Source organism: Butyrivibrio proteoclasticus B316, from assembly GCF_000145035.1.
GTDB lineage: Bacteria > Bacillota > Clostridia > Lachnospirales > Lachnospiraceae > Butyrivibrio > Butyrivibrio proteoclasticus.
Window position 1 is genome coordinate 112759 of sequence record NC_014389.1, and the last position, 24797, is coordinate 137555.

Here is a 24797-nt window from a genome sequence, read left to right on the forward strand (position 1 = left end):
CTTTTAAAAAGAACATGTCTGCAGATTGGCGCTGCGGGTTTGCCATAAGGAAAGCAAGTGTACAAAAAGGGAATGGAGCTCTGCCGGAACGTATGCTACTTCCTTTATGGCATATCTGCCGGCCTTACTTACCTGTGTGCAGATTTTTGATGATATATAGATATGCTACAGGACTTATCCGCGTTTTGTGCAGATAACTGCTGCCTTTTATGGCAGCAAGCGCTGTAGCATTTTCTGCACGGGTTCTTTAGGATACTACAAGGCCGGTATCCCTGCATGGCAGAATCTGTCTTATTTTCGGCTTATTTTTACCTGTAGCATGATGGATAAAGAAAAGAAATAAAAATGCGACAAGCTCAAACTACCGGAGGTGTAGACTATATGCGGATATACCGGCTGTTTGCCATGTAGCGTACATCCTCATGTAGGCAGCAGGTATGCGACAACGCATATTTGCTTTAAGCCCTGTTATTTCCATGCCTTATCTCATTTTCTGCTTGTAGCAAAATTGTGGTAAAATATATACGAAGAACTATTTGTTTACTACAAGGCATATCTTCCCTAAAGGCCAGTATACACTGCGTATCATCCTCATTTTGCTTGTAGCATTTTACCCATATCACGCCCAAATCTGCTGCAAGGCAAATTTACTATAAACGCAGACGTATCATAGCCATATGGGAAGTCTGCCATGTAGCATATATGTAATATTGGATGAAAAAGAGGCAAAAATAAGGAGCCTACCGGAGGTGTAGATCCGCTCATATACAGGCTGTATGCAGGCAGCAGGCATATGCAAGGCGGGTATACACTATCGTATGCTTGCCGGATGGCGGATAATTCCCTGTGAGACATACTCTTTTGCTCGCTTCTTTGCCGCTCTTTGTGCAAAAGTGTACAAAAGGGGAACGAAAAGGACATAAAAGGGGCGTACTTACCGGAGCTTTGGCGTAGGTGTGGGCTGGGAGCTTACTGTTTAAAGGCCAAATACGCGCCAGTATATGCTTATGGGCAGCAGTTTACTGTATTGGCGTCGCTTAGCTACCCACCGAGGTGGAGGCTGGCGCAGTTTGAAGTAGCGCTATCGCTTATTTTCAAATCCTATTTTGGGTAAATGCAGTTTACTATAAGTCAGATTTACTATAGCTTACTTTAATTTTACAGACCAAAAGCGCGCTTGTTGGTAATACTCAGTATGTTGTAGCGCAATTCCTGAATAAAATATCCTGGCCTGAAAATATGAGCCCGCATAAAAAGACGGTTTTGCCAAATTTCTGCATGTAGATATTTAGTCATATTCCTTATTAGGGAATTTTTCTTTCTGCACAGTTAAATTTTTCGGCATTTACTCCGCTGATTTTGGACGTCCAAACCTCCCATATTCATCATTTTGGCATTAAAATCCCCGAACTTGACATTTCAGAGGGTATATTTTAGAACTCAAACACGGATTCATTTACGTATGTACAAATTCCCTATTAAATATTTTTGATTGCTCCATAATAAAACCAGAGAGTTTTTCGAAAGGAGTTTTATATGGGCACATCATTTTTACTGCTCCACCCTGTAAAATCCGAGGACGATTTTATCAAATACAAAGGCGGCAGGGAGCTGTACCAGCAGTGTATAGATAAGATAAATGCGTCGCCATACTACACGGATCATAACTTCCGCAAGAACGGAAATATGTGTATTCATATCTATATGCGCTGTAATTTTGAAAAGAAAGACAATATTGATTACCAGAACTGGGTACAGGCGAATTTATCCTGGTGCGAAAGGACATTTGGGCTATATTCTAAAACAGATGTCGTACTTGCTACTCTCCCACACTTCAGTACTACTCAGTACGAACATGATATTTTTGTAATTCCATTCGACCAGGAACAGAAGGTATCATATTACAGATTTTGCGGAAAGCTTGCTCAGCTTGCAGAACTTCAGAGAACTTATTCATCTGTCATGAAGATGCAGTTTGGCTTAACAAGAGAAAATGTCGGTGAAGTAAGAAGATCTTCTAAATCTGGTCTCTATAGGCCAAGTGACTATCCAGCAACTTTAGGAGCGCCGCCTGCCTACCAGGGTGATGCAGCTTTATTCGAGAAGCAGGTAAAAGATTATATAGTTCAGATGCAAAGATTTTATGAAGAGAAGCTTTCTAAGACACAGAAGGAAGCATCTGATACATTAAAGCTCGAGAATAAATACATAAAGAAGGAAAACACAAAATTAAACAGATACGTAGGTCCATATCTTGAATTTATACAAAAATATGGTGGCCTTAGTAAGGCGCAGCAGATGTTAAGGACATCGCAGTATTTCCAATATGCCGTACGTTCATATCAGGAGCAGGGAAACAAAGACCTTGTACAACATGCGCTTGGAATAATCAAAGACGGACAACTTTATGCAAAAGAGCATCATATTGAATAATTTTGTGCAGAAAATTATGGTTTTTCGTTAACGTGATAGTATGACCTCAAAATGGAAGGCATGTAGAACCATAAATTATTAGTTGTTATATCAAACACAGAAAGGATTATGACCAGTATGAGATACCTTGTATCAATGGACTATTTTGTTGCTAATAACCCGATAGAGACTCTCTCAGGTCAGACTGTAGATTTTATAACCACATCGGACAGTACACCTAATACTGTTCTCATGTCAATTTTTCAAAGTGGGATAAAGCCAAACTTCATTTCGGCCGAAAGCGCCTCTAATGATTTTGGACTTGGTTTTATACTAGGCACAATGCTTGCAGAAGATGATGTAACATTCATTACTGAAAAGCAGCTCGTTATCCCTGAAGTTAATGCATCACATAAACTTATCGTTCTGATGGGAGATGGCAAAGAGATAGAGACTCCTGCAAAGAAAGCGGATGTTCCTGCCACTCCTTCTCCTTTAAAAGAAACACCTTCTAAGCCCAATCCGCCAGAGGCAAAGAAAGCGGTAGCTGAAACGCCTCAGGAAGAACCTAAAAAAGGGAAAGCGAATGCTCCTGAGCCTGCAGAAGCTCCAGTGGTTAAAGAGGAACCAAAGGCGACACTTACACAGAAAGAAGGCATTGATTATGTTGACTGCAAAGGTGAATACGATGCATTTCCAAAGAAAGTAAAAGAGGCTTTAGAAGCAAAAGGACTTATCGCTTTACTTGAAAAAGAAGGGTTTGATAAGGACTATGTGGCACACCAGATCATACTTGCTATAAAAATGTCTGCAGAGCCAGTCGCTTTTAAGATCCAACTTCGTTCATTTATCAATAATCATTCAGTAAGCGCCATGGTAACCACTGTAATGAGTAAATCAGAATTCTACAATCTCATGCATAATACGTATGCTTTTAAGGACAACTGATATGGATAATATTAGATAATCAAACTTAAGGGATAAAAATAAGGAGTAGGGGTTGATTTTGCCAACCTTACTCCTTATTTATTGATATTATTTTGAAGTCACATTTCTTTTAACACATCAAGAACATCCGACTCAATACGTGCATATTCTTCATCTATAAGGTTGTCAATGTATAGCTGAGCATCCTCATTGCCCGTAAAATCATCAAAATCATTCCATCCGTCGACACCTGATATCTCCATGAGTTCACCCCCGTGACAATCTGCAATTCCACGCTTAATTATTGTAAGAAAAATACGATTATCATTCTCGTACCATGAGCCAGTATTCTGCTCAATATCTATTTTGCCGAGATCAGGATCGTAGTAAATATCCTCATCATAAGGTTCCTCATATCCCATCAGCTCGCGTATATGCTTTCTAATTAAGGAATCCCCTGCTTTAAAAGCATTGATAATCTCATCACGTTTCTTTGTGCCGTGTGTTTTATTTTCACTCATTTCACTCATATCCTCCTATAATTTGATCTCTTTTAAAACCAAAGCCGGATCGTAAAAGCCAAGACACTCCTGCATCATAAGGCGTGTGTACAATGGGCATTCATTAACTTTGCTGCACCAATTTTCCATTGTCCTATATGGGATATGAAATCTTTCTGCAAGTTTGCGCTGACTCATATTAGCACGAGCAGCAATTTCTTTAACACTTCTTTGTGTCGCATCATATATTTCACCAAGTAAATCCATACGCTCTGGCGGAATCGACTCATCTGCATTTGCAGCTTCATGCCATTTACCTGCGTCGTTCCCATACCATACAAGGCTATCGGACATGTCAGAGATATATGCTTCCCTACTTTCACTATCAAGCGCATTCGTAACAAGTAAATCGTAAATTATCATAATGCGATTCACCTCCTATCCAAAAACATTATACCGCCGTTTCGGTGGCATTTTGAGATATAGTTTAACCTTCTACTCAACCCTCAATTAGCTCCTTTAAACAATCTTTCCCTCAACAACTTTGAATGCTTTTGTGCAGAGAACGAAACGGTACGTACCTTTTGTTATAATATCTCCATTCGTAAGAACATGAGGATAAAATATGGTAAAAAATAAAGACGAAGAAATAAATTCAATAATGCACACTATCAAGTTCAAGACCATGAACGGAGTTGAAACATATGATGAGCAGGAAGCGGTTTTAAAGCTCATTGCCGAGGATATGTCCGACAGCGAATGGCAGATCTTTCTTAAATGTCATTATGGGAAAGAAGAAATATTTAAAAAGAATGTTCCTGAGCTTTCCCCTTTTCCTGTAAAGGCAGCAGGCGACATGCTGCCCTATTTCACAGAATTACTAGAAAAGATTGAGCGCAGATGGGATGAAGAAATGTTTGTGGATCTGAAACTCATAGAGGAGATTCAGACCATTTGTGAGCATTATTACAGTACATCACAATTGATAATGGCAACTCTTGAACAAGTTCCTGTGCATGACAAACAAAACAGTATAGAGCCGGGGATAATTGAATCTGGCAATATGCGACGCATAATGCCTTTGTGGATCAAGGGTAATAAAGCCACTATATCAAATCTGCAGGATGCTTTGAATTGCAATGAAATAAGCCAGATAGCATCTTGTTGCTTACAGTTATGGAGCTTAACTTTTGATATTAACTGGAAACAATGAACTTATCATAAAAGTAAAAAGGGCTGTCGCATGCAATAAAGCGAATGCTTGATGTGGCGTTTGGTAAGTTTTCAAATATAGATGGCTTGATTTTTATAGTAACCAAGGCTGGCAATACCAACATGCCTACTACCGGAATGAACTGAAAAGCATGGTATCATACAGTCTATGTCACGCAAGGATAATTGCTATGATAATTGCATCATGGAGACATTTTTCGGGCGATTAAAGAATGAGATGTACTATGGCTATGAGTCTTGTTATGACTCATTTGAATCATTTAAGATGGCATTAGAAAAATACATAGATTATTATAACAACAGAAGGATCCAATCAAAAACAAAATGGATGCCTTCTGTTAAATACAGGGAAGCATCCATGTGTTCCGCTTAACTTTTAACATGTGTCCAGGATTCTGGGTACATATCAAGGTTAGGAGCGGTCTTTTTGCTACTTTTATTCTTTTGTATTTTGGTGTTCTGGGTCCACTCTCTTAAATTCCTTTAGTTCTTTCTGTGTCAGCGGTGGGTTGTCCGAATCGTATGCGGCTGAGCTCTTTACAGCTGCTTTTATTTCATTGAATTGCTCTGCTGTCAGTGCATTTATAACTTTTCTTATAATATATTCCATACAGCTACCTCTCTATAGATTTACCCTGGCCTCAATAACAACACTATCACAGTTCTTTATCAAAATCTATTTCATCCGGATTTTTCTTAAGCTTTTCTATCTGAGCCTGAATATCAGACATATTCTGTCCATCAACCGCAATAGTCTTTTCTACAACCTGTCTGAATGTTACTTTCGTTTCTGAATTAAATATTTGTTCGTGAGTAAGCCTCTTATGATGTTTTTCGGAATAAGCATCAGCCTCATCCAGTGCATCTTCTATAGTTGCTCGAACATCCTTTAGAACGTCTGATGCAGGTTTTCCCTCGTCAGCTTTAGCTTGCGCAAGTCCCTGTGCCATCATCTCGTTAAATTCAGTTTTGCTCATTTCATCAATAGCTTTTGGTACAGTCCTGCTGTCTGTATCTGCCATAAAATCATCAGAGATATTGTTAATTCCCTCGAAATGCATCTTGGCATAGGGGTTTTTAACCGCATTGCTGAAATCAAACTCTTTATTGAGCTCATCAGCATATGGATTTGGTCTTGGATTCAAACTGTCAATATCGTATTCATCTCGCATATCGTCATTATGCCTGTTCCTAAGTTCATCAAGAACCTCATACAGGTATCCTTTCTTTATTTTTGTCCCGGTATTCTAAACACCTTGACTTTATGCTAAGCGTGTGTTACTGGAGTACTCTCTTTGTTGTATAACAGTTATCAATAAATGATTATATCAAAAATGAGTAGTAAAAAGGATAGAATCTTATTTGGCCCTATCCCTTAAAACGTTGTCAATTTGTTTATTCTTTAATACGTATATTTGCTTTTAAGCAATTCCTCGACATTATATTTTGGTTTTTTCTTTGGAACTGTGTGGTAAAAGTCCTTTATCTATCCTGTTTTCCCTAGCAAGCCTCTTGGCTTTTCTATGGCCAGCTTCCTGTTCATATGCATCCATAGCCTGTTCAAGCTGAGACTTAGTCTCTTCTAATTCCTTATCCTTATTCTGAAGCTGCATTTCTTGCTTTTGGATGAGCTTATTCTGAGCCCTATTTTCCTTTTTTAGACGTTCTATTTCGGCGGCAAGTTCCATAGCATGTCTCTGACTTTCCTCAAGAGATTTCTGAAGAGACTTTTCTTCTTCGAGCTTTTGATCTGCAATAAACTGCTCTTTATCACGATGGCCCTGAGAATTATCTCTTGGATCACGTTCTATCTCAATATCGTGTTCAAGGCAGATATCATACCATTTTTCGCGCATATAAGCGTCAAATGACACCTTTGGATTATTAAGACGGTCAACTTTCTGTTCAGGATCGGGGCAATCAAATCCAAGGGCTTTTAAAGCCTGTACCTGAGATAAACATTCGTGGCCCTTTTCATCCACATAGTCATATACTTTCCGGATGTGGGCATGAGGAGTTTCCTCATCGGCGTGTATGGCATAGTCAAGGATATGTATGTTTGATGAGAATTTCTCAAGTTCTTTGACATATTCTTTCACGCATGCTTCAAATACTCTAAGGTCTACCGTTTCATTCCTGTCCCCTATCTGAAGAATTGTTTCCTCAGGAGCGCTTTTCTTTGATTCTAGCACATTCTTCATTGTCCTGCATAGTTCTTTGTGTCTTCTATTGATCTTGATACGGTTACTTTCTTCGAGAGAAGCTTTGTAATGTTCCTCATAATACTTTTTCTCTGCCTGAGCGAACGTAAGCTTTTCTTCCCCATAGCAGTGCCAGTATGTATTTAGATACTGCCTGTCTGCATCGATGTGGCCATCATTATCCGGGCTATTTATATCAAAGTCGCGATCATTGTGCTTGGCATAACCACTTCGCGAGTTTCTCATAGTAGCTCTCATCTGCTTTCCTCCTAAATTTTCATATATTTATTATGGTAAAGATAGATTTTTATAGAATACTTTGTGCAGAAAAATTTTCCAGCTATATCTTGTACTATAATACGCTTACGGGTACTAATTTTTGATTTTTAGCTTTGCTACGACTTATGCGACATAATACATAGTAGGAGTTTAAGAACGAACCAGTAACCGGCGAAATAAATACGGCAATCCTGATTATCTGCTTGAAGAATGGGACAGCCAGATTAAGTCTATGTCACTGCAACGAATCATTGGAGACGCAAATAATAAAACAGCGGTATCGATACAGGGCCTTGCAAAATATCTCGAGCAAAATGGCCTTGATATTCATGATATCTGCTTTTGAACCGGCATAGAGCCTAAACATTACTTTGATAAACATCCACGCGCCGAAAGGATTGCTACGGTATGGGACCCGGAAATGAGGTCCTGTTTTCATTGATTCCGCAGGCGGTTATCCGGATTTTATAAGACATATGTTGTCGATTTTATTAAATGAACCAATACAAAGAATCTTTATAGGAATTTTAGTTTGAGTGCGGTTTTCTTTAACTTTCACTGTGGGAGGGCAAATACCCTATTTAAGTTTCAGTATGGTTAGAGGTGTTAATCCGCCATTTCAGATTTTATATTCAATTAAAAATAATAGAAATAGAGGGATAATATGAGAACGCTTATATACATTGTCATTGATTCAAGGATGGATGATGGTATCAATTATGGCTATCATATCGACTCCGTATGGACTTCAAAAAGAAAAGCGGATAAAAGATGTAATAAACTCAATAAGCAATTAGAGGATAACCCTGTATGGGGATTAGGCTTATACGAAGTCCAACAAAAGTTTGTACAAACACAAATATAAAATCAAATGATGGGTAACAAGTTCCAGCCACGCTCTTTACTTGAGCAAAGCAAATTTCAATTTTTGTGCAACTGCACTGAAACTTAAATATCAATATTTATAAAGGAGAATTATTATTTAAAGAAATGAACGCTATATTTTGGTTATTAGGAAACATCTTAGGGATCATTGAGATTCCTTTTCAGAATACTGCACAGAGAAGTCTTTTCAAGTATATATCTCTTATAGGGGCCATTGTGATTATCCCAGTGAAATTATGCTTTATTCCATTTAAGCTTGGATATAAGCTTATTTTCAAGCAAAGGGAGTTCAGCGGAGGAATCGCGCATTTTACCAATTCTGTTATTTGGATGTCACTGGCATCTCTTATTTTGGTACCTATAATGAGGGTTTTCGTACCGGAGTTCTTTGATAAGCTCGTTTCGCTTCCGGTCCCTGGAGGTTTTGTTGCTGAAAAACTTCAGTACCCTCTTCATATGTTTGATTCATGGATCCTTCATATTGTGGATGTTGCGTCTATGGATGGAGGCAGTCTTGCTGGCATTTTTAAAGCCCTGCCTTTTGTTTTTGTAATTGCATGCGCTGCCGCATTATGGCTTATGTACGGATTTTTTGTTTTTGGCGTTAGCCAGGTCCCTATCCTTGCTGTTATCTGGATTGTACTGGTCCTTATTGCCATAGGCGAAAATATCTATCTTGCCAATAATTACGATTCATACTGGGTAGCTGAATTATGGCATGAATTTGTCATGCTGGACCTTGGTTTTATCAAGCATGAGTTCCTCGACTGGGTTCAGTTTATTATATATTACATCCCAGTAGTTAATGTTATCGCATATCGCATGTGGATGCGCGAGGATAAGGCCCATAATCACTACATGACAAAGCCAAATGATATTGACTGGGCTCACTCTCATTTCTATGGAAAGAATAAGATCTTTTCATATTTTGTTAGATGATAGCAGTATCATAATTATTTAAGCTGCCAATTACGTATATTTAGCCAGCGCTTATGTTTTTGTATGAATCTGTATAACAAATAAGACCTTTGGATTTTGTACCAAAGGTCTTATCTTTTTACTCTTCTGTTTTAAGCAGCTGGATTCCAAAGCTCTCATGGTAATCAGATTCCCTGGCAAGTCTTTCGACTGCAGCTTTGGTTGCTGCAATATCATCAGGACTCTGAACAAATGCTGTTGGTATCCCGCTATTTGCAAAACCTGCTTTAAAACCATTTTCCGTAAGCAGACTTAAAAACTTAGTCTTATTCATTATTATCCTCTTTCTAAAAGCGTTGATCGTTGATGTACGTAACAGACTTTTTATATTATGGCGCTTTTAAATTGATTTATCCATAAGCGGAAACAATCAGATGCTGAGCTGTTTCCAACTTATAACCTCCTGCTCAAGTTTTACATTATTTTCTAGCATATACTGCACTATATCCTCGTATAATCCTTTATCAACAAGGGACTTTGCCTTCTTGAGATCATTGCTTTCAAGAGGCTTGCAATATTCTTTGTACTTTGTCAGTTCTTCAATACCCATACCAAGCGGAGAAAAAGCGATGCCGGTCTTTTTCTTTAAATGTTCAAGAATATAAAATCCATCCGGATCTATATCTCCGAAATGATACCATGTCTTGAAAAGATTAGTCTCTGCTATCTTGCGAATAAAATTCTGCTTATCTGTGTTATGGTATCCTGCCAGATAAATAAAGAAAGTATTCTTATCCTGTAAGCGGTTAAAACTCGTAAGGTTTTCAACAGTTACTATCCTCTGCGCTTTTATCATAACGCTATCAATACGTTCCAGTGTACTAGAATCTATTGCAACTGGCATAGAAGTATTTAATTCGAGTTTTTCTCCGTCTTTTACCCAAATGGTTCCTTTCCCTTTAAAATTTACATATGTCGGGTTTTTAAATACGTTATACTCTGCCAATATAGCATGCCCCAATTCTGTATCATCAGGAATGTTTTCGACTAAATCACTAAATTCTCCATACTTTTTTAGCACTGTAATAACCTTATTGCGGTATTCTTTTTCAAATTTCTTAGAATCCCCAAATAACTCGATAGATAATTCTCTTTCGAGAATTTCTTCTTTATTCTGGCTGATATATTCAATGATACCTATTACTTCTTTAGCTATAGGTATATCATATTCTGCCTTTTTCCTACCTTGAAGTCGAGCGATTTGTTCATTGCAAAATAGATCTATCAACTTATTTCTACCAAGAAAGGCCTTATACATAGATATCTGCATTTCTTCTAGCTGTTTTAGTTCTATTCTTTCAAGCAGGCTATAGTATTTATCCTGAGCTGACAGAACCATGTCGATAGACTTTATAACACCGCTTTCGATAAAAAGCGTGACCAGTCCCGCTTTTTCAAGAGTGTCAAGTTCCCTCTCAAAGTCATCCTGGTCATCAAGATTAGCAAAATCAGAGTCATATTCTTTAAAAAAATCTGCCGGGTTAACTCTGAAATTCTGAGACACAGTATTTTCTCCACGATATGTCTTGCTCTTTTCCAGCTTATCAAGGAGCGCCTTTAATACATCCTTCTGACGTTTATTTAACTTCACTTGTTTATCTGCCATATCAGAAATCCTCTTCATCATCTAGGACAAGCCCTTCTACTGCAAAGCTCTGACGCCCTTTAGATGTTAATGTGATAGTTGACTGCACCCGAGAACCTATACTGCTTATCTTTTCCGGAGGCGCAGCATAAATTACCTGAAAATCATTAGCCTCAAAATAGTCTACCATCTGCTCAATACGTTCCTGGGAAAGTGCAGAAAACGCCTCATCTATAAATGCTAGGCGGGCACTGCTACGATCCTTAGGATATAGCTGAAGAAGACTTGCTGCCAAAATAATAAAGTATGGGGTCTGTTTCTCCCCATTACTTGCAGAGCCTTGTTTTTTCGACAAATAAGATTTAACTTCTTCATCTCCCTTCTTACTCTTAATTTCCATATTGTAAGTAAGATATTTTCGATAATCGGTATATTCTGTTTCATCTTCTTCATTAAGTACTATATCAATAAATTCCTTAATATCGTTCTCACTGCTCTCATCGTCCTTGATGGAATTCAAATAATATTCTGAATTATTGATATAATCTTGCATCTGCTTGCATATCTTAAAAAACAGAGCCTTCCCTTCTGAATCAAGCCTATCATCTACTTCAAACTTATATACATCATTTCCAAAAGGTCGTTTTTTTAATTCGTCATTTATTCTGTTAATTTCCTCTTTTGCGTTATTTATTGCTTCATTTATTTCTGCTACAAAATCTCCTACAAAAGCGCTCTGGAGTCTCTTTCCTTGTTTCTCCAGTTTTTGTTTTGCTTCCTCAATCTGAACATTCGCAAGACTACGATACTGCTCTCTATAATAGCCAATAAATGACACTCCTCGCATCTGAATATCCGTGTCATTTATTTTGCAATACTGTAAATGAGCATTCTCCAGGTCTTTAATGGCATTATTCAGCTCAATTTCTTTATTACGCACAGTTTTTTCGGTGATTGCAGTTTCCTTTTTATGAATCTGTTGTTCATACATATCGATAGCCGGCTGCTTGAGCCCTGGCATTTTCTTGCACTCATCTTCAAATTCTTTTTTAACCAAATCCTGCAACTGTTCTTTTGATGATATTTCCCGCTGAATTCTCTCAATTTCCTTTTCGACACCACCTATGTTCCTGTATAGAGCGCCTTTTTCTTCTTCTAAGCGGTTAAACTCTTTTTTAGCTTTGCTAAGCGCTTCTAACATTGCGGTCAGGCTTGGGTCTTTCTCATAATTCTCTTTATCTCTCATTACTGCTCTTAAACTTTCCTTTACAGTAGCAAGTTCATTAACAGCTTCGAAATCATAATCATCCTGATTTAATGAATATTTTTGCAGACTATCCACCTCTGCATTTAGCGATTCATTGAACGAAGTAAGGCTTTCAACATTTTCTTCAAGCATACAGATCTCTTTTGTCAGATCTTCTATTTGAAGCTTAATAGCATCCTGACCAATAAACAATTTTGTACTATTGATCTGCATCTTTCCAACTGCATAACCCTTTGCGAGCATTCCATTTGACATAATAGCTCCTTTGGGATAATCATGGAGTTCTTCTACTGTTTCGCATAAATGGATCCCATTAAGCAAATAATTAGCATACATACGTGCAGTGGGGTTGATGATCTCCAGCTGTTCAGCCGCAGAACCGATTACTATCTCTGTAGGTTCAAGCCTGTCTGCGATAATAACTTTTCCTTTAGTTGCGGGGTTGTCGTTTATAATCCTTAATGCCTGTTCTGTATACTTTGGCTCGACTATTATATTAAAACGCTTTCCGCCAAGGAATGTTTCGATAGCACGTCTCCATTTTTTATCTTTGACATTTGTAATAAGCTCAACAAAAAACTTCACATCAGTATCAATATTCTGTTTTTTAAGCTCATCCGAGATAAGTTTTCTAGCTTTCTCATATCCAGGATCAAAAACAAGTTTATTTCCCTCCAGCTGTTTTTTCTCATTGTGTTTCTGAGCAAGTGCTTCATTATCTTTTTCAATTTGAACTTTATTCTTAAGCTGGGCTAGTTTTTTATTTTCGCAGATATGGCTAATTTCGCTAGATAACGTATAAAAAGCAGCAATTTTCTTTGTAGCATCACCTTTTGACGAAATACTTGTAAGCTCGTCTTTCACTTCAAGATCTAGCTTTAATTCTTCAGAATATTCCTGCATCAGCTCATCAACCCATCTTTGAAGAGCCTCGACTTTTTTAACCGAGTTAGAGTGAATGTCTTGTTCTTTTGTAAGCGTTTCGATCTGGCTTTCAAACCTTTTAAGAGTAGTATTGATATCTTGATAATCTCTGCTATTGCTTAATCCCTCAAGTTTTTGCCTGGCCGCATCTAGTTCCTTATCTTTTTTGTCTTTCCTTTCCATCAAAAAGGCAAGCTCTGCTTCCTCTTGGCCTTTTGTATTTTTTAATTTTTCTATTGCTTGTACTGCACCTTTCCATTTTTGGTATCCTAATACCAGTCGGCGCTTATTATAATCCAAATATTTCTGTTCATATTCCCTTGTACGTTCTTCAATGTGCTCCAAGGTCTTTTTGCTTTCAAGCATATCCTCATATGTCTGTCGAATTTCTTCGTAATTAGCTCTTTGCTCTTTGAGTTCATCCAAAGAAGACACTTTTCCCTCTTCAAGAACGCATTCCTGGATAAATTTATCCACATTCTTCTCGGGATCAAATGACATCATCTTAACTAATTTAGATCTGTATTTCGAGACATCGCATCTAAGTCCCATGGCTTGAAGAACCTGTCTAGTTCCCTTCTCTTTCCCCATGAATTCTTTACTGCTGATATGCTTTCCTTTTATAGTAATTTGGTTTTTAGGATAGACTAATAGTTTGCCGCCCTTTTCTTCAGCAAATACAATGTCTGAAAGAGTCGTGTCTTTTGCGACATACCAGTAAGAATTCGTTTTCGACTCATCCTTCTTAAGCTCGATAGATACAAATGCAACCATGTTCGAATTATCCATTGGAGAATCAAATTCCATAGCTATATAACTCACTACATCCATATCGCCGCGCAAATATCTGTCGGCGCCTTCGCTACGGGTATCACCGCGCACATATCCTACAACGCTTCTGTCTTTGTCTTTAGCCGCTATATTAAACTGCGTATTTCCTGTTAATAGGTAGGTTATCGCATCAAGGGTAGTTGATTTTCCAGTTCCATTTCGCCCGGTAATTAGTGCAGAACCCTCTATTTTCATTGTCCCAGGATTAAAAAACTGTGCCCAGTTAATAAGTTTTATTCCTTTGGCGCTTTTGCGATTACTCGTCATATTCTGACTCCCCCATTGTTTCATCTTCCTCATCTTCTTCATTTGCAGCAAGTTTTATAGACTTTATCCTCCTGTCATTTTCCTCGACCAAATTCTGAAACTCTACGCTATCGAGTGCAAACTGTATAGATGGATAAATCTTTATATTACAATCAGGATCTCCGAGTTTTCCTGATACATCGATTAAATTATATGCTTTAAAAAGATCTAGGATCTTTGCCATCAGTGTTTTCCCATCAAAATCATCCCTAAATCCATACTTTTCTAATTCCTGCTTTAGGTCTATGACTGAAACTACAATTCCTTTAGAAAGATTACCCCTGCGTATACGGTCAAGGTATACTGTCCAAAGACAACATAAAACCACTGTATCTGCTTTACGAAGTTTTAATCTGTTGGCTTGTATTTTGCTCGAATCATCTGAGTTCCCAAGGTTAACTACCATGGCAACGCCATTGTCCCTATCTACTTTTATATCAAAGCCCATATATCCTAGATATAAACTTAAGAATTCTTCATTTTTGACAGCAAAAGCATATAGCTTTTTGTTTTCATCATCTTTTTCTTTAACTATAAAAGTGCTCTTTAACAGTTTTCGGCACACACGCTTAAAAATTTCCTTTTCGTTTGATGTGTAAATATCCCATTCCGTTTCAAACCCCATCTTTTTTTCTCCTTATTTTGAATCGGTGTAAAACCATGCCATTTGCTTCTGTATATCCATCTTCTACGGTTATTTCGTATCCATTTTCCTCGCAATAGGTTACTGCAGCAATATTGGCAAGAAGTTCTTTTTTGCAGGAAAGCGGAAGCTGCGAACTATCAAGCTCGCTTTTCCCTTTCATTTGTTCATCCAGATATAGCTTCATGCGTCTCTTGGAAAACTGGTTATAAGCTTGTTTTTTGAGTTCAGAAATTGCTTCTTCCTTATCCTGTTCAGTAAGCACCTCTATATCTGTAGTAATAGGCTTTTTAATAGCTCTGCTCTTTCGGAAGGGATATAGTGACGCTGTATCTATATACTCATTCTTATCAAACCTGTACAGATTTATCATCTCATCTGGAAGAACATCAAGAAGGTCTCCCTCGTCAATACTTACCCTGAGCATTTTTAGCACCTGTTCAACATTCCCTTGAGCATCTTTACCGCTATTGCATATGAAACGGATTCTTCCAATTGCAATATGAATATGTGTATTGATCTTGTGCTTGATATCGCGCATAATGCGATCATAATCTTCATTAAGAAATTTCTTAGTGTTATCTACCATATCAATAATCATTGTTTCAGCTTCATCTTCAGTTATGTTTTCCTCGATAGCACAGCCATAGATTAAAAGTTCATGTATTTCAGGATCATTTATCATTTCATTTAATTTTGCGCGTATATAGCTGCGGTACATATGGATATTCTGTTGTTTGGTAAGACGAGCGTATTCTCTAATAAATTCACCGTCGCAGTATTCAAGAAGGTGGTTTGTTAGCGTTTCAAGCGATGCCTCCCGTGTCAGTTCTTCTATCTTTTTACGGATAAATGTAGATAGTCTTTTTAATGATTTAGATAATGCTTTGGAATTGTTATAAACGGATTTTATAGCATTTACATATGGGTCAGCTCTCCACTGTTCAGGATTCATCAATGTGTTATAAATATTGTAAATGTAAGAAGAGTACTCAACTTTTTCAGGCTGTTCCAGAGTAATTAAAAATTCAGCGAGCGCAATCCCTGCTTCTGTCATCACAATATATTTTTCATATGTACTATCATCAGTTTCTTCTATTAGCCACCCGCAGTCCTCATCAGTAAATTTTCGAATTATGCTGTTTGCAACATCGGTGATTTTCTCATCAGAGTTTTCTTCCGAAAAGCTCAGATTATTTTCAAAAATATAACTTGACAAAGCATCTCGAAGCTGCTTACGGCTAATTCGGTAAGAAACCTCCATGTCGTATTGCGAATATATCTCGAGAAGACAACTGGCATTATTCTTATAATCGCTACCACTCGATAACAGATTAAAAAATCCTGGCGGTATTCGGTTAAATACATTCGGCGCCATAATTTTTACCCCTTTCCACGTTTTCTTACATTATGCCGATAGATATGCCCAATAGCAAGTATGCTCATGTAGGAAATTATTTTAATTTTTAACCCATGTCTCCATCTCTCTTACAAACTTCATAGAACTCACAAGTTCCGCAAAAATGCTTACAGTATTTATTGTTTCCATATATACATTTTTTGATCCAAAATATCAGTTTTTCCATCCTCGATAATCTCCTTAAAAACCAATGCAAATACAGCTTATATCACCTAATTTTCACCTAATTTCTATTATAGGGATAATACTGTCCGTTAATCTGGACACAAAAATAGACGCCCCAAAAGGGACGTCTATACTAGATTATGATTTACTACTTAAAGCAATGTTTTCTGAGCCGAAAGTTCCTGCAAGTTTATCTGCCAGGGAGGCTATGTAGTAAGGATCAATATTGATTGGCTTATATACATGCTCCTTTTCAAGATAGATATAGCAGTTGGACTCGCCTTGAGGTATCATGGAAGTAATCTGTTCAAAGATTTTCTTAAAGCTGTTATAAGCAGCTATATCATCAAATCTTATCCAGACATTAGTCTTCTGTTCATCCTTAAGTCGATAGCCGAGTCGTCTATATTCGTCATAGACCTTACCCCAAATGATCTCTGCCTGCTTTCTTTCCGCAGGGAAGAATTTTTCAAGCATCTGAAGCTCTCCTGTTCCTTCAGCATTTTCAAGGTCAAGAGAGAACGGACAGCCGACACATCCAGTTCTGGTGCGGTTATACGGGGGTAGATAGATTGGACATATCTCAATCTTGTACTCTTTGATAAACCATTCTTCCCATTCCTTAGTGATAACACTAAGAGGTTGGAATCTTTTAAGTTTACCTCCTTCAAAGGCAAGGCACGTTGCACGTTCCCTGCGTCCGCCTTCATCTCGCATGACTCCAACCATTGAAATAGGGCGGTTATGTTCTATTCCCCATTTGATAAGTGGCTTTTCTTTCATGTTGAGACAACAAGCATCTGAAAGCTTAAGTCTATCCTTAAATTCAGGTGTAAACTGGTATTTAAGAGACTTAGGGCAACAATACTTTGGTCCCCACTTTCCTTCTCCAAGATATGACTTTATTGAATCGCACATGCCGAGACGATTATATCTATCAACGTAATGCGCATGAGCTTTTGACTTAAAAGGGTATCCTTCTTTTTCAAGCATAGGTTTAATGGGAACCTGAGGCTTGATGATCTCAACTCTTTTATCGTGTTTTGCCATATCAAAGACGAAATCGCGGACCATGTGGAGTTCTATGCCGGTATTTACATAGACTCTAGGTATTAAATTCTGAGGTCCTAAAGCCAGATCCACCAGGGCTGAGAGCACGGTCGAGTCCTTCCCGCCACTGAAACTGATGGCGAATTTATCCTCGCCATACTGATTTATGACAGATTCAATTTTCTGAAGTCTATCAAGTAACATAAACTCCTCTTCTGAGGGACTTTTAAGCTGCTTTAATTCGTTATAAGTTTTCAACACAACCACACTACACGAGATAACCCTCGTTAACGTGTGGAACAATGACTGCTGATGCACCCTTTTGGAAAGAACAAGATTACTTAATATTGATTACCCCTGATCAAAATCGTCGCACGTTCTGCGGGCATGTCAGGCCAGAAAATCATAAAGATAATCTATTTTCTTATCCTGCAAGATAAGTAAAACTCTCCTCTGTACGTTACGTTCATTGTAATGTATGTCTGCGATTTCCTAATAAGGATTAAACCACAGATTATACAATAGCTATTAAGCTATGGATCAAGATCCTCCCTGTTTTTAACTCCCAGAAACAAGCTGTGCTAATAGGCTTATTTCTGCCATCTGTCCATCTTTATATACTGGTTAGGCATATAAGATGAATGACGCCCGGAGAGCGCTACAGGCCCCCGTTTACGGGGGATCTGTGTTAATCCTTTCTTATTAAATCATTATTAGTTTCATAAATTACATCGTTTTTAGTAACAACATCGAAGAGCTTATCGAAGCTCTCCTTAGTAAGGTGTAATACACCTGCTTTTTCTCCATGAATCGCACCTACAAAGATTGTATGTGCCATCGGATCCATAACAGCTATCTGGTCGATATTGATCAGACACTTTGAATGGGGATAGTCAGATTCTTCTCCCCAGATCCATCTATTCATATTTTTCTCCTTCTTAAACAAAAGCTGCTATTACAGTACCAGATAGTGACTATCGTCTACTTCCTTTACCATAGATTTGCGGATCATGCCCTCAAGGGCCTGAAGCAAAGTAAAGTGATCAAAGCCTTCAATATTGAGCTTTTCTGCTTCATATCTAAGACTTCCTGGCTTCCCATCATCGCAGATCCTTTTAGAGATCACTGTTCCGGAAAGCTTTTCTTTAATGATTGCTCCATACTTATCCGCTTCCTCGCGGCCGAATTCAAACAACATGTTTTTCTCCTTTCTTTATCTGACATTAAAAGTAACTGTTTTACTATGGAATGTTTTAAGCAAAATAAAAACACCGGCACATATATAAATGTGCCGGCGCTGCAGATTAAATCTCAAATAACTGGTAAGTGATTTCAGATACGGTACTATATAGATCATCCTCTTCAATTCTCACTACAATACGTGCTGGATTGGATTCAAAATCTATATTATCGATAAGCTTTTCTATGAGCCATGGACGCTTTTTGTCATCGTCATCAGGCAACTTTGACTCAAACCATTCAATAGTTTTCTGCTCATCAAAATGTCCAAACGCTTTTGCATCCCACAAAATATCTATCAACTCATCCAACTCATATTCGTGCGAAATATCAAAGCCATTAAGCATCAGCTCATACTTGCTATCATCTAGCAAGAGCTTTTTGAGATCAGCTCTGATTCCATTTAGACATTTGTCTCGGGTATCCGATACCATGAAATTATCTTCGATATCAGCCCCATAGTCCTGAAGACATAATCCGGTTTTTGTTGTGACTTTGATTACCTTAAATTTGCTCATATTTATTCTCCATTAAGCAGCTCTGTGTCTTTTGTTATATACACTGTAAGTTTCTATAGAATTTACTTCACTGCGCAGATTTTTGATAAACTCATTAAGCTCGCCGATAGCATCCTTCTGATCCGCATAACCCATGCACCAGCCAGGATGTACAACAGTAAGACCAATGTTTTTAACAAGGTTCACAAGAACAGACTTTAAAAGGGTGATATCTTTCTGATATTCCTGCTTCTCTTTACTGTCATCAAAAACCCAAGGGATATCGTTTTCAATATTAAGATAAAATCCTTCATAATAACCAGATTCTAAAGAAATACTGTAGTGTTCAGGCATCTTAGCTTTTTCAAGAAATTCCTCTACATTTTCGCGAATATGGTCATCCTGCTCTCCATTATAATCTGAGCGATCGCACTCAAATTCTCCATCGTCTTCCTTCTGCAATTCAAGCCACTCAGCAAAACCACTTTCTTCATCACTATAATCGCTCGTAGGTTTAAGACCGATAGTAATATCCTGATTCCACAGTCTCTTTCCGTTAGTATCTACAAAGATATAAGATGCTCCATAATTTATTGCTCCCATATGTTCTCCTTTCATAATCAGACATAAATTAACTGCTATGAATATGGTCTGTTTAGAACATAATAAAAACAGCTCTCATAAGTATATGAAAGCTGTTTATAATATTCATAAATAAAATCCTTTCGATTGTCGTAGGCGGAAACCCACTGCCCTTGGGCGGTGGGTATTGCGTAACCTCATCCATCCATTTGCTTAATGTATCTGTAAAAGCTGTCTCTGCTTATTTTGCATACTCTCATACAGTCTGTTGCAGAAAGCGGGCCACCATATTTCTTGTACAGCTTTTTTATCTTCTTTTTGGAACTGGTTTCCTTTTTAGTGCTTATATATGAGCCCTGCTTTCTTCCTATCTGCGCTCCATTTATCCTTGCTATCTTAAGGCCTTCAGATGTTCTTTGTGATAATATGTCCCTTTCAAACTGAGCCTCGTCAAATACTCTGTATACCTGAAGTTTGGCAAGTTCTTGCATGTATCTGTTGATAGCTTTTACTATACAGGATATGAGCTCTTTTTCTGCGCTTGGAAGGTGTTCTGTATTTATGCTTATGCTTCTACTTGCTGCTACTTTAAAAGTCTGCGTGTCAACCTGTGGTTGCTTGATAAAATGAAGAGCTACTCCTTTATCATAAAGAGACATCCATGCAAGAAAGCCCTCTTCTTTTGAACGCCCCATTCTTGACAGTTCATCCATATAGATATCCGTGACCTTCCCTGCATCAACCTTTTTCATTAGCTTAAGCCAGCCTGGTCTTTTCATGGTCATACCGGAAACATTATCTTCTATCACGATCCCTTCGGGGCATATTTTTCTTATGTCGGATATCTGCCTTCTGGTACGCTGTTCTTTTGTACTTACCCTTACGTAGATATAATGGGTACATATTTGGTTGGTAGATGATTGTCCGTCTTTAAACTCTTTTTGTATCTTTGCTCCCATATAACGTTTGCTTCTTCGTAATACTTTTCTGAATCAGTAAGCCTTACATTGAAGGGCTTTTTATCGGCATATTTTGCCTGTTCTTTGGTCAGTATTCCCTGCTCGACTTTGATATTATCGATATATTTCCGCGTTGTGGGTATCGTTGCTCCGATTATCCTTGCCACACCCGCAGTGTTATAATAGCCTCCAAATCCTCGGTAATATTTGATGATAAGGGGCATGGACATATATTCCAATTTCGACTTATAATGAGCGCCCTTTTCTCTTCCGAATTTTACTCCTCTTTTCTTGGCTTCTGCGATCCCACTCTTTACCCTCATAGAAAGGTTGTTGGATTCATCTTCGGCATGCTTAAATGCCATATATATCTGTTTTTCAATAAGATCTAGTTGATAATCTTCTATGGCCTTCATTATCGCATTTATCATTCTGTCTGCACAGTTATCCCCGCTTTTTATTTTTATGGCTGAAATGCTGCCTTCTAATGCTTTTTGGTATACATCTGTGCTTATGTGGGAGCTTTTAATGAAATGGAGATTGATTTTCAGATCGTAATATAGATGTTTATAAGTGTTAAAACATTCCTTTGCTGTTCTTCCCATCCTGCTTGGCTCATCAAACCATATATCAGAGATATGTCCGCCTTCTGCACTTTGTATTATCTTATTCCACATAGGGCGATCCATAGTTCTCCCCGTACAGGTTTCTTCCACAACAAGTGCATCAGGACATCTTGAGAGAATATTAACCTTTTGTCTTGCTCCATCCTGTTGATCCGACGATACCCTTATATATGCTATCTGAAATTTCTTCATAACATACGCCCTCCTTGTCGTGCCAGATTGTAGAGAGAAATTCATGGACTGTCAAATGGACTAGCTTGTCTTTTATTTTTGTGAAGCTGACGTATATTTCATGTCATTTATTCTTTACATGTCATGCTGTGGGTTAAATATGCCAACGTAATATTTATCAGCATTTAAGCGGCTTTTGCAGGATTTGTATGTTTTAGAAATCGTTAGGTTTTATTTGTACGATTTAGAGGGAAGTTTAGTAAACGTTTTCGCTTATTTACATCAAGTGTTTCTCACTTTATTTATCCATTTTATTTTTTTTGTACAGAAATTATTACTGAGAAGATCAAGCGCTTGTTCTGTACAAGGGTTTATATGGTTTTAAGGAGGTAAGGGTTACGACATAACCTGGTCTGCATTTACATGTTATGGTGGCGTTGGTCAGTCTGCCGGACAAGGTTTTACTATTACCGATAGTAATGTTAACGGCGTAATACTAAAAGTATCTTATTCGACTGCGTGGGGTATCGGATCATGGAATTATTCTAACTGTACAGCACAGTGGAGTGGCGGCAACGGAACATACACTGTCAAGCTTACGCCAACAAATAGATCAAAAGAGTTCCGCTGGTACATGAATTACACAACCGCGTATTACATTTCTTCTATCACTAGTGAAGCTTTTTAATCATCAGACTCCAGTATTACTGCATTATTTGTCCATAATGCGTTAAATGTAATCGTGGTCGAGCTTGCCTTCAATGTCCATGTGTAGCAGCGGTAAGGATTACTCATATGTGTGTTTGGACTTGATATATAAACCCATTCTGCACCTGGCGTACATGACACAGAATCATAATATCCGGCTTGTTCCGCGCACACATATATTTCCTCGGAGTCGCATTGATTATTTGATTATTCACTATTTGGTGAACAAACTGATGAAATCCTTTGATTTCTCGCTAAATCATACGGTTTTATGGAGGCGGGGGTTTGTCCGCAGTATCATTTGGCTTTCCTGGTCGTTCTTCAGGTAACAGTTTCACTCAAACATTTACAATCAGCAGCACGGCAATAAATGCAACGGTAAGATGCTCTTATTCCGCCCCGAATGGCGGCTCGGTAAGGGTGAATGGAACAAATATGTCTAATGGTGAAACAGTAAGCTTGAATAATATCAAGCAGATATCCTTGAGTGGGACTGCTTACGATGGCGGAATTAGCGGAAGTCTATCAATAACTTACTAGGGCTTACGGCATTGGTATTGTTTATAGTTATTCAATCAAATATGCCCTAACATTTAATTTATAATTATTAGTTTTTGTATAAGTGACGGGGTCGCAGTTAGGATAATCACCGCCTAGCGTGGTTATTGCAAGAGTATAATAAGCGGTTAAAATGCCCGTGCTATTATCATAAGATTTTGTTATTGATATAGCACCCCTTCCCATTTCCACTTCTCCAACCCCATTACCAACAATAGGCCCATTTCTATTTCCAGTATTAGTGGCAAGACCTATAATAAAATCATTTGCAGTAAGTGACCGATATCCTGTATGCGATGACACATCAAATGACTGGCCCACGCCTAAATCAATGACAGCTCGCATAAATCATACGAATTTAACGAGAAGGAACATGTTCGGTGAACCTGCACACTACTTTGAGTGAAGCTGGCGGTGCTGCGCATGTCACATCAACCATTTCAATAACAAGCCAAGGAAAAACTCTTCTCTCATTTAATGTGCACTATGACAATGAATCAGTTGCGTATTACAACGCATCAAGAAGTTTTACAGTTAACTAAATGCGAATATTTGTATGTTTTAGACGAGGAACAAGCTACGAAGTCATTTGTATAGGCTATTATGCCCTTAGTGGAACTTTCGATGTAAGGTCTAAAGTTGCAGATTATGCAAATGCAACACACGATAACTTCTTTTGTACAGTTACTGGTATGGCTGTTCGCAACATAAGCTATGGCAATCCAACTCCATCTTGGACATACAACGCATCATCAGGATCATTGTCAGTTAGTGCAGGTTGGTCAGGAGAGTATCCTCTATATTGTAGCGGATACATTTATTACATATCAGAGCCATTACCACCAGCTTAATTTGCGTAAGATTTGTACGAGGTGACGCAAAAGTTATAGATTTAGGAACTGGTAGCACATTTGGTGTGGCGGGTTATGATGGATATGAATCATTTACGGAAGACAATTTCATCATTGAAATACCAAGCAATACTAGCATAGGTTCAGGTGGTGGCGTATATATTTCGTCTGTCGCCGCCTCTGCAAGTTGCAGCAAGACAAAATCATATAATAGTAATACTGGCACATTAACTGCTAGGTATAACTTGTGGGTTTCAAACGGAAGTGATTATTACGGCTCGAATAGCGCACGTTCTACCAACATTGATGTTCATGCTTACTTAGTTATAAAATAAAATCAGAAATCAAAAACGAGCTTAATTTGCTGATATTGAGCTGATTGTTGCGAGATAACCGTTTCCTTTATCTGAGTCGCCATTAGTCCCAATAGATATTCCAAAATTAGATTCAGGGTCTGTGACATTGACAACCACTGTCCATGACGTAGCATATGGACTTGGAGCTGACTTTACTGTGCAATTAGAATATCCCCAATTACCTCTACCGTATAAACCATTAGCAGTTCCTGTTAATGTCACAGTTTTCTTTGAAGGATCTGTAAGTTTCATTGTAAGTCCTATTGTTCCCGCACCACCCCAAATAGAACCTGTATATGACATTCCAAGAATACTTACTCCGCTGCCAGCGCCTCGTTAAATTCGTATGATTTATGCGAGGAGGCAAAATAGTACAGATTAGCAATGGTTACAACATGAAAACCAATTATCCTGATAAATATGCTTCCTTGACTAGCAAAAATTTCTTTCTTGTTACTGGAACAATAACGGGATGGAGTGACGGCTCACATTATGCATACACTTCCTACCATGTGTCTTACAACGCGACAACCGGGATTGTTACTGTTGGCGCATCTTCAAGGACAACGGGTGGAAGTGCCCAGGCATCTGCCAGCTATACTGTTTATTACACCGAAACTCCACTGCCATAAACTGTGGTTGAT

At 38.1% G+C, this 24797-nt stretch carries 26 protein-coding genes; 7 read left to right on the forward strand and 19 right to left on the reverse strand.

All coding sequences use genetic code 11. The features are described 5' to 3' along the window. The first annotated feature begins 1536 nt into the window (after nt 1-1536). Nucleotides 1537-2433: a hypothetical protein gene (locus BPR_RS17185; RefSeq protein ID WP_013282769.1), complete on the forward strand. Its 897-nt coding sequence runs from the start codon at nt 1537-1539 to the stop codon at nt 2431-2433. 108 nt (nt 2434-2541) lie between these two features. Beyond that, a complete protein-coding gene (locus tag BPR_RS17190) occupies nt 2542-3360 on the forward strand; it encodes a hypothetical protein (RefSeq protein WP_013282770.1) in 819 nt (272 codons plus the stop codon). A gap of 98 nt (nt 3361-3458) precedes the next feature. On the opposite strand, the gene BPR_RS17195 is transcribed toward BPR_RS17190, so the two are convergent. Together BPR_RS17195 and BPR_RS17200 are read right to left on the reverse strand one after the other, a co-directional pair. Then, on the reverse strand, nt 3459-3860 hold the full coding sequence (locus tag BPR_RS17195) for a hypothetical protein (protein WP_013282771.1): 402 nt from the start codon (nt 3858-3860) through the stop codon (nt 3459-3461). 15 nt (nt 3861-3875) lie between these two features. After that, complete coding sequence (locus tag BPR_RS17200) at nt 3876-4262, reverse strand: helix-turn-helix domain-containing protein (protein ID WP_013282772.1); 387 nt, start codon at nt 4260-4262, stop codon at nt 3876-3878. Nucleotides 4263-4464: 202 nt separating this feature from the next. On the opposite strand from BPR_RS17200, the gene BPR_RS17205 reads away from it, so the two are divergent. Further along, nucleotides 4465-5052: a hypothetical protein gene (locus BPR_RS17205; protein WP_013282773.1), complete on the forward strand. Its 588-nt coding sequence runs from the start codon at nt 4465-4467 to the stop codon at nt 5050-5052. A gap of 159 nt (nt 5053-5211) precedes the next feature. Further along, entirely contained in the window at nt 5212-5445 is a 234-nt protein-coding gene (locus BPR_RS21670) for an IS3 family transposase (RefSeq protein ID WP_408606971.1), read from the forward strand. 63 nt (nt 5446-5508) lie between these two features. Here the strand turns inward: BPR_RS21670 and BPR_RS20870 are convergent, their stop codons facing one another. The 3 genes from BPR_RS20870 to BPR_RS17220 all read right to left on the reverse strand — a co-directional run bounded on the left by BPR_RS20870 (nt 5509) and on the right by BPR_RS17220 (nt 7531). Next, nucleotides 5509-5682: a hypothetical protein gene (locus BPR_RS20870; RefSeq protein ID WP_013282774.1), complete on the reverse strand. Its 174-nt coding sequence runs from the start codon at nt 5680-5682 to the stop codon at nt 5509-5511. Between the two features lie 46 nt (nt 5683-5728). Continuing rightward, entirely contained in the window at nt 5729-6244 is a 516-nt protein-coding gene (locus tag BPR_RS17215) for a hypothetical protein (RefSeq protein WP_013282775.1), read from the reverse strand. A gap of 267 nt (nt 6245-6511) precedes the next feature. Further along, nucleotides 6512-7531, reverse strand: coding sequence for a mobilization protein MobA (locus BPR_RS17220; RefSeq protein ID WP_013282776.1), 1020 nt, complete (start codon nt 7529-7531; stop codon nt 6512-6514). A gap of 1011 nt (nt 7532-8542) precedes the next feature. Here BPR_RS17220 and BPR_RS17230 point away from each other — a divergent pair. Beyond that, on the forward strand, nt 8543-9376 hold the full coding sequence (locus BPR_RS17230) for a hypothetical protein (RefSeq protein WP_013282779.1): 834 nt from the start codon (nt 8543-8545) through the stop codon (nt 9374-9376). 118 nt (nt 9377-9494) lie between these two features. On the opposite strand, the gene BPR_RS17235 is transcribed toward BPR_RS17230, so the two are convergent. The 13 genes from BPR_RS17235 to BPR_RS20495 all read right to left on the reverse strand — a co-directional run bounded on the left by BPR_RS17235 (nt 9495) and on the right by BPR_RS20495 (nt 23291). After that, complete coding sequence (locus BPR_RS17235) at nt 9495-9689, reverse strand: hypothetical protein (RefSeq protein ID WP_013282780.1); 195 nt, start codon at nt 9687-9689, stop codon at nt 9495-9497. Between the two features lie 96 nt (nt 9690-9785). After that, a complete protein-coding gene (locus tag BPR_RS17240) occupies nt 9786-11021 on the reverse strand; it encodes a Wadjet anti-phage system protein JetD domain-containing protein (protein ID WP_013282781.1) in 1236 nt (411 codons plus the stop codon). 1 nt (nt 11022) lies between these two features. Continuing rightward, entirely contained in the window at nt 11023-14322 is a 3300-nt protein-coding gene (locus BPR_RS17245; RefSeq protein WP_167531182.1) for an ATP-binding protein, read from the reverse strand. Continuing rightward, the gene (locus BPR_RS17250) at nt 14279-14953 is read right to left on the reverse strand and encodes a DUF4194 domain-containing protein (RefSeq protein WP_013282783.1); all 675 of its coding nucleotides are present in this window, start codon (nt 14951-14953) and stop codon (nt 14279-14281) included. The genes BPR_RS17245 and BPR_RS17250 overlap by 44 nt, the downstream gene beginning before the upstream one ends. Next, nucleotides 14943-16349 (reverse strand): Wadjet anti-phage system protein JetA family protein, encoded by a 1407-nt coding sequence (locus BPR_RS17255; RefSeq protein ID WP_013282784.1) that lies wholly within the window; start codon nt 16347-16349, stop codon nt 14943-14945. The genes BPR_RS17250 and BPR_RS17255 overlap by 11 nt, the downstream gene beginning before the upstream one ends. A 345-nt stretch (nt 16350-16694) precedes the next feature. Then, on the reverse strand, nt 16695-17810 hold the full coding sequence (locus BPR_RS17260; RefSeq protein ID WP_013282785.1) for a phosphoadenosine phosphosulfate reductase domain-containing protein: 1116 nt from the start codon (nt 17808-17810) through the stop codon (nt 16695-16697). Between the two features lie 484 nt (nt 17811-18294). Then, nucleotides 18295-18531, reverse strand: a complete 237-nt coding sequence (locus BPR_RS17265) for a hypothetical protein (protein ID WP_013282786.1) — start codon at nt 18529-18531, stop codon at nt 18295-18297. Between the two features lie 30 nt (nt 18532-18561). Beyond that, nucleotides 18562-18804, reverse strand: coding sequence for a hypothetical protein (locus BPR_RS17270; protein WP_013282787.1), 243 nt, complete (start codon nt 18802-18804; stop codon nt 18562-18564). Between the two features lie 106 nt (nt 18805-18910). After that, entirely contained in the window at nt 18911-19363 is a 453-nt protein-coding gene (locus BPR_RS17275; RefSeq protein WP_013282788.1) for a hypothetical protein, read from the reverse strand. Between the two features lie 12 nt (nt 19364-19375). Continuing rightward, the gene (locus BPR_RS17280; RefSeq protein WP_013282789.1) at nt 19376-19945 is read right to left on the reverse strand and encodes a hypothetical protein; all 570 of its coding nucleotides are present in this window, start codon (nt 19943-19945) and stop codon (nt 19376-19378) included. 176 nt (nt 19946-20121) lie between these two features. Beyond that, nucleotides 20122-20883 carry a recombinase family protein gene (locus tag BPR_RS17285; protein WP_081441831.1) on the reverse strand — a complete coding sequence of 254 codons (762 nt, stop codon included), beginning with the start codon at nt 20881-20883 and terminating at the stop codon, nt 20122-20124. Next, the gene (locus BPR_RS17290; RefSeq protein WP_013282791.1) at nt 20805-21701 is read right to left on the reverse strand and encodes a recombinase family protein; all 897 of its coding nucleotides are present in this window, start codon (nt 21699-21701) and stop codon (nt 20805-20807) included. Before BPR_RS17290 ends, BPR_RS17285 begins: the two co-directional genes overlap by 79 nt. A 1254-nt stretch (nt 21702-22955) precedes the next feature. Continuing rightward, nucleotides 22956-23291, reverse strand: a complete 336-nt coding sequence (locus BPR_RS20495; RefSeq protein WP_013282792.1) for a hypothetical protein — start codon at nt 23289-23291, stop codon at nt 22956-22958. Between the two features lie 197 nt (nt 23292-23488). Here BPR_RS20495 and BPR_RS20500 point away from each other — a divergent pair, with 197 nt between their 5' ends. Beyond that, nucleotides 23489-23797, forward strand: a complete 309-nt coding sequence (locus BPR_RS20500; protein ID WP_013282793.1) for a hypothetical protein — start codon at nt 23489-23491, stop codon at nt 23795-23797. Nucleotides 23798-24153: 356 nt separating this feature from the next. Here BPR_RS20500 and BPR_RS17300 read toward each other — a convergent pair whose 3' ends face one another. Further along, nucleotides 24154-24456: a hypothetical protein gene (locus BPR_RS17300; protein WP_013282794.1), complete on the reverse strand. Its 303-nt coding sequence runs from the start codon at nt 24454-24456 to the stop codon at nt 24154-24156. A 50-nt stretch (nt 24457-24506) separates the two neighbouring features. Here BPR_RS17300 and BPR_RS21135 point away from each other — a divergent pair, with 50 nt between their 5' ends. After that, nucleotides 24507-24785 carry a hypothetical protein gene (locus tag BPR_RS21135; protein WP_207636508.1) on the forward strand — a complete coding sequence of 93 codons (279 nt, stop codon included), beginning with the start codon at nt 24507-24509 and terminating at the stop codon, nt 24783-24785. The last annotated feature ends 12 nt before the right edge of the window (nt 24786-24797 follow it).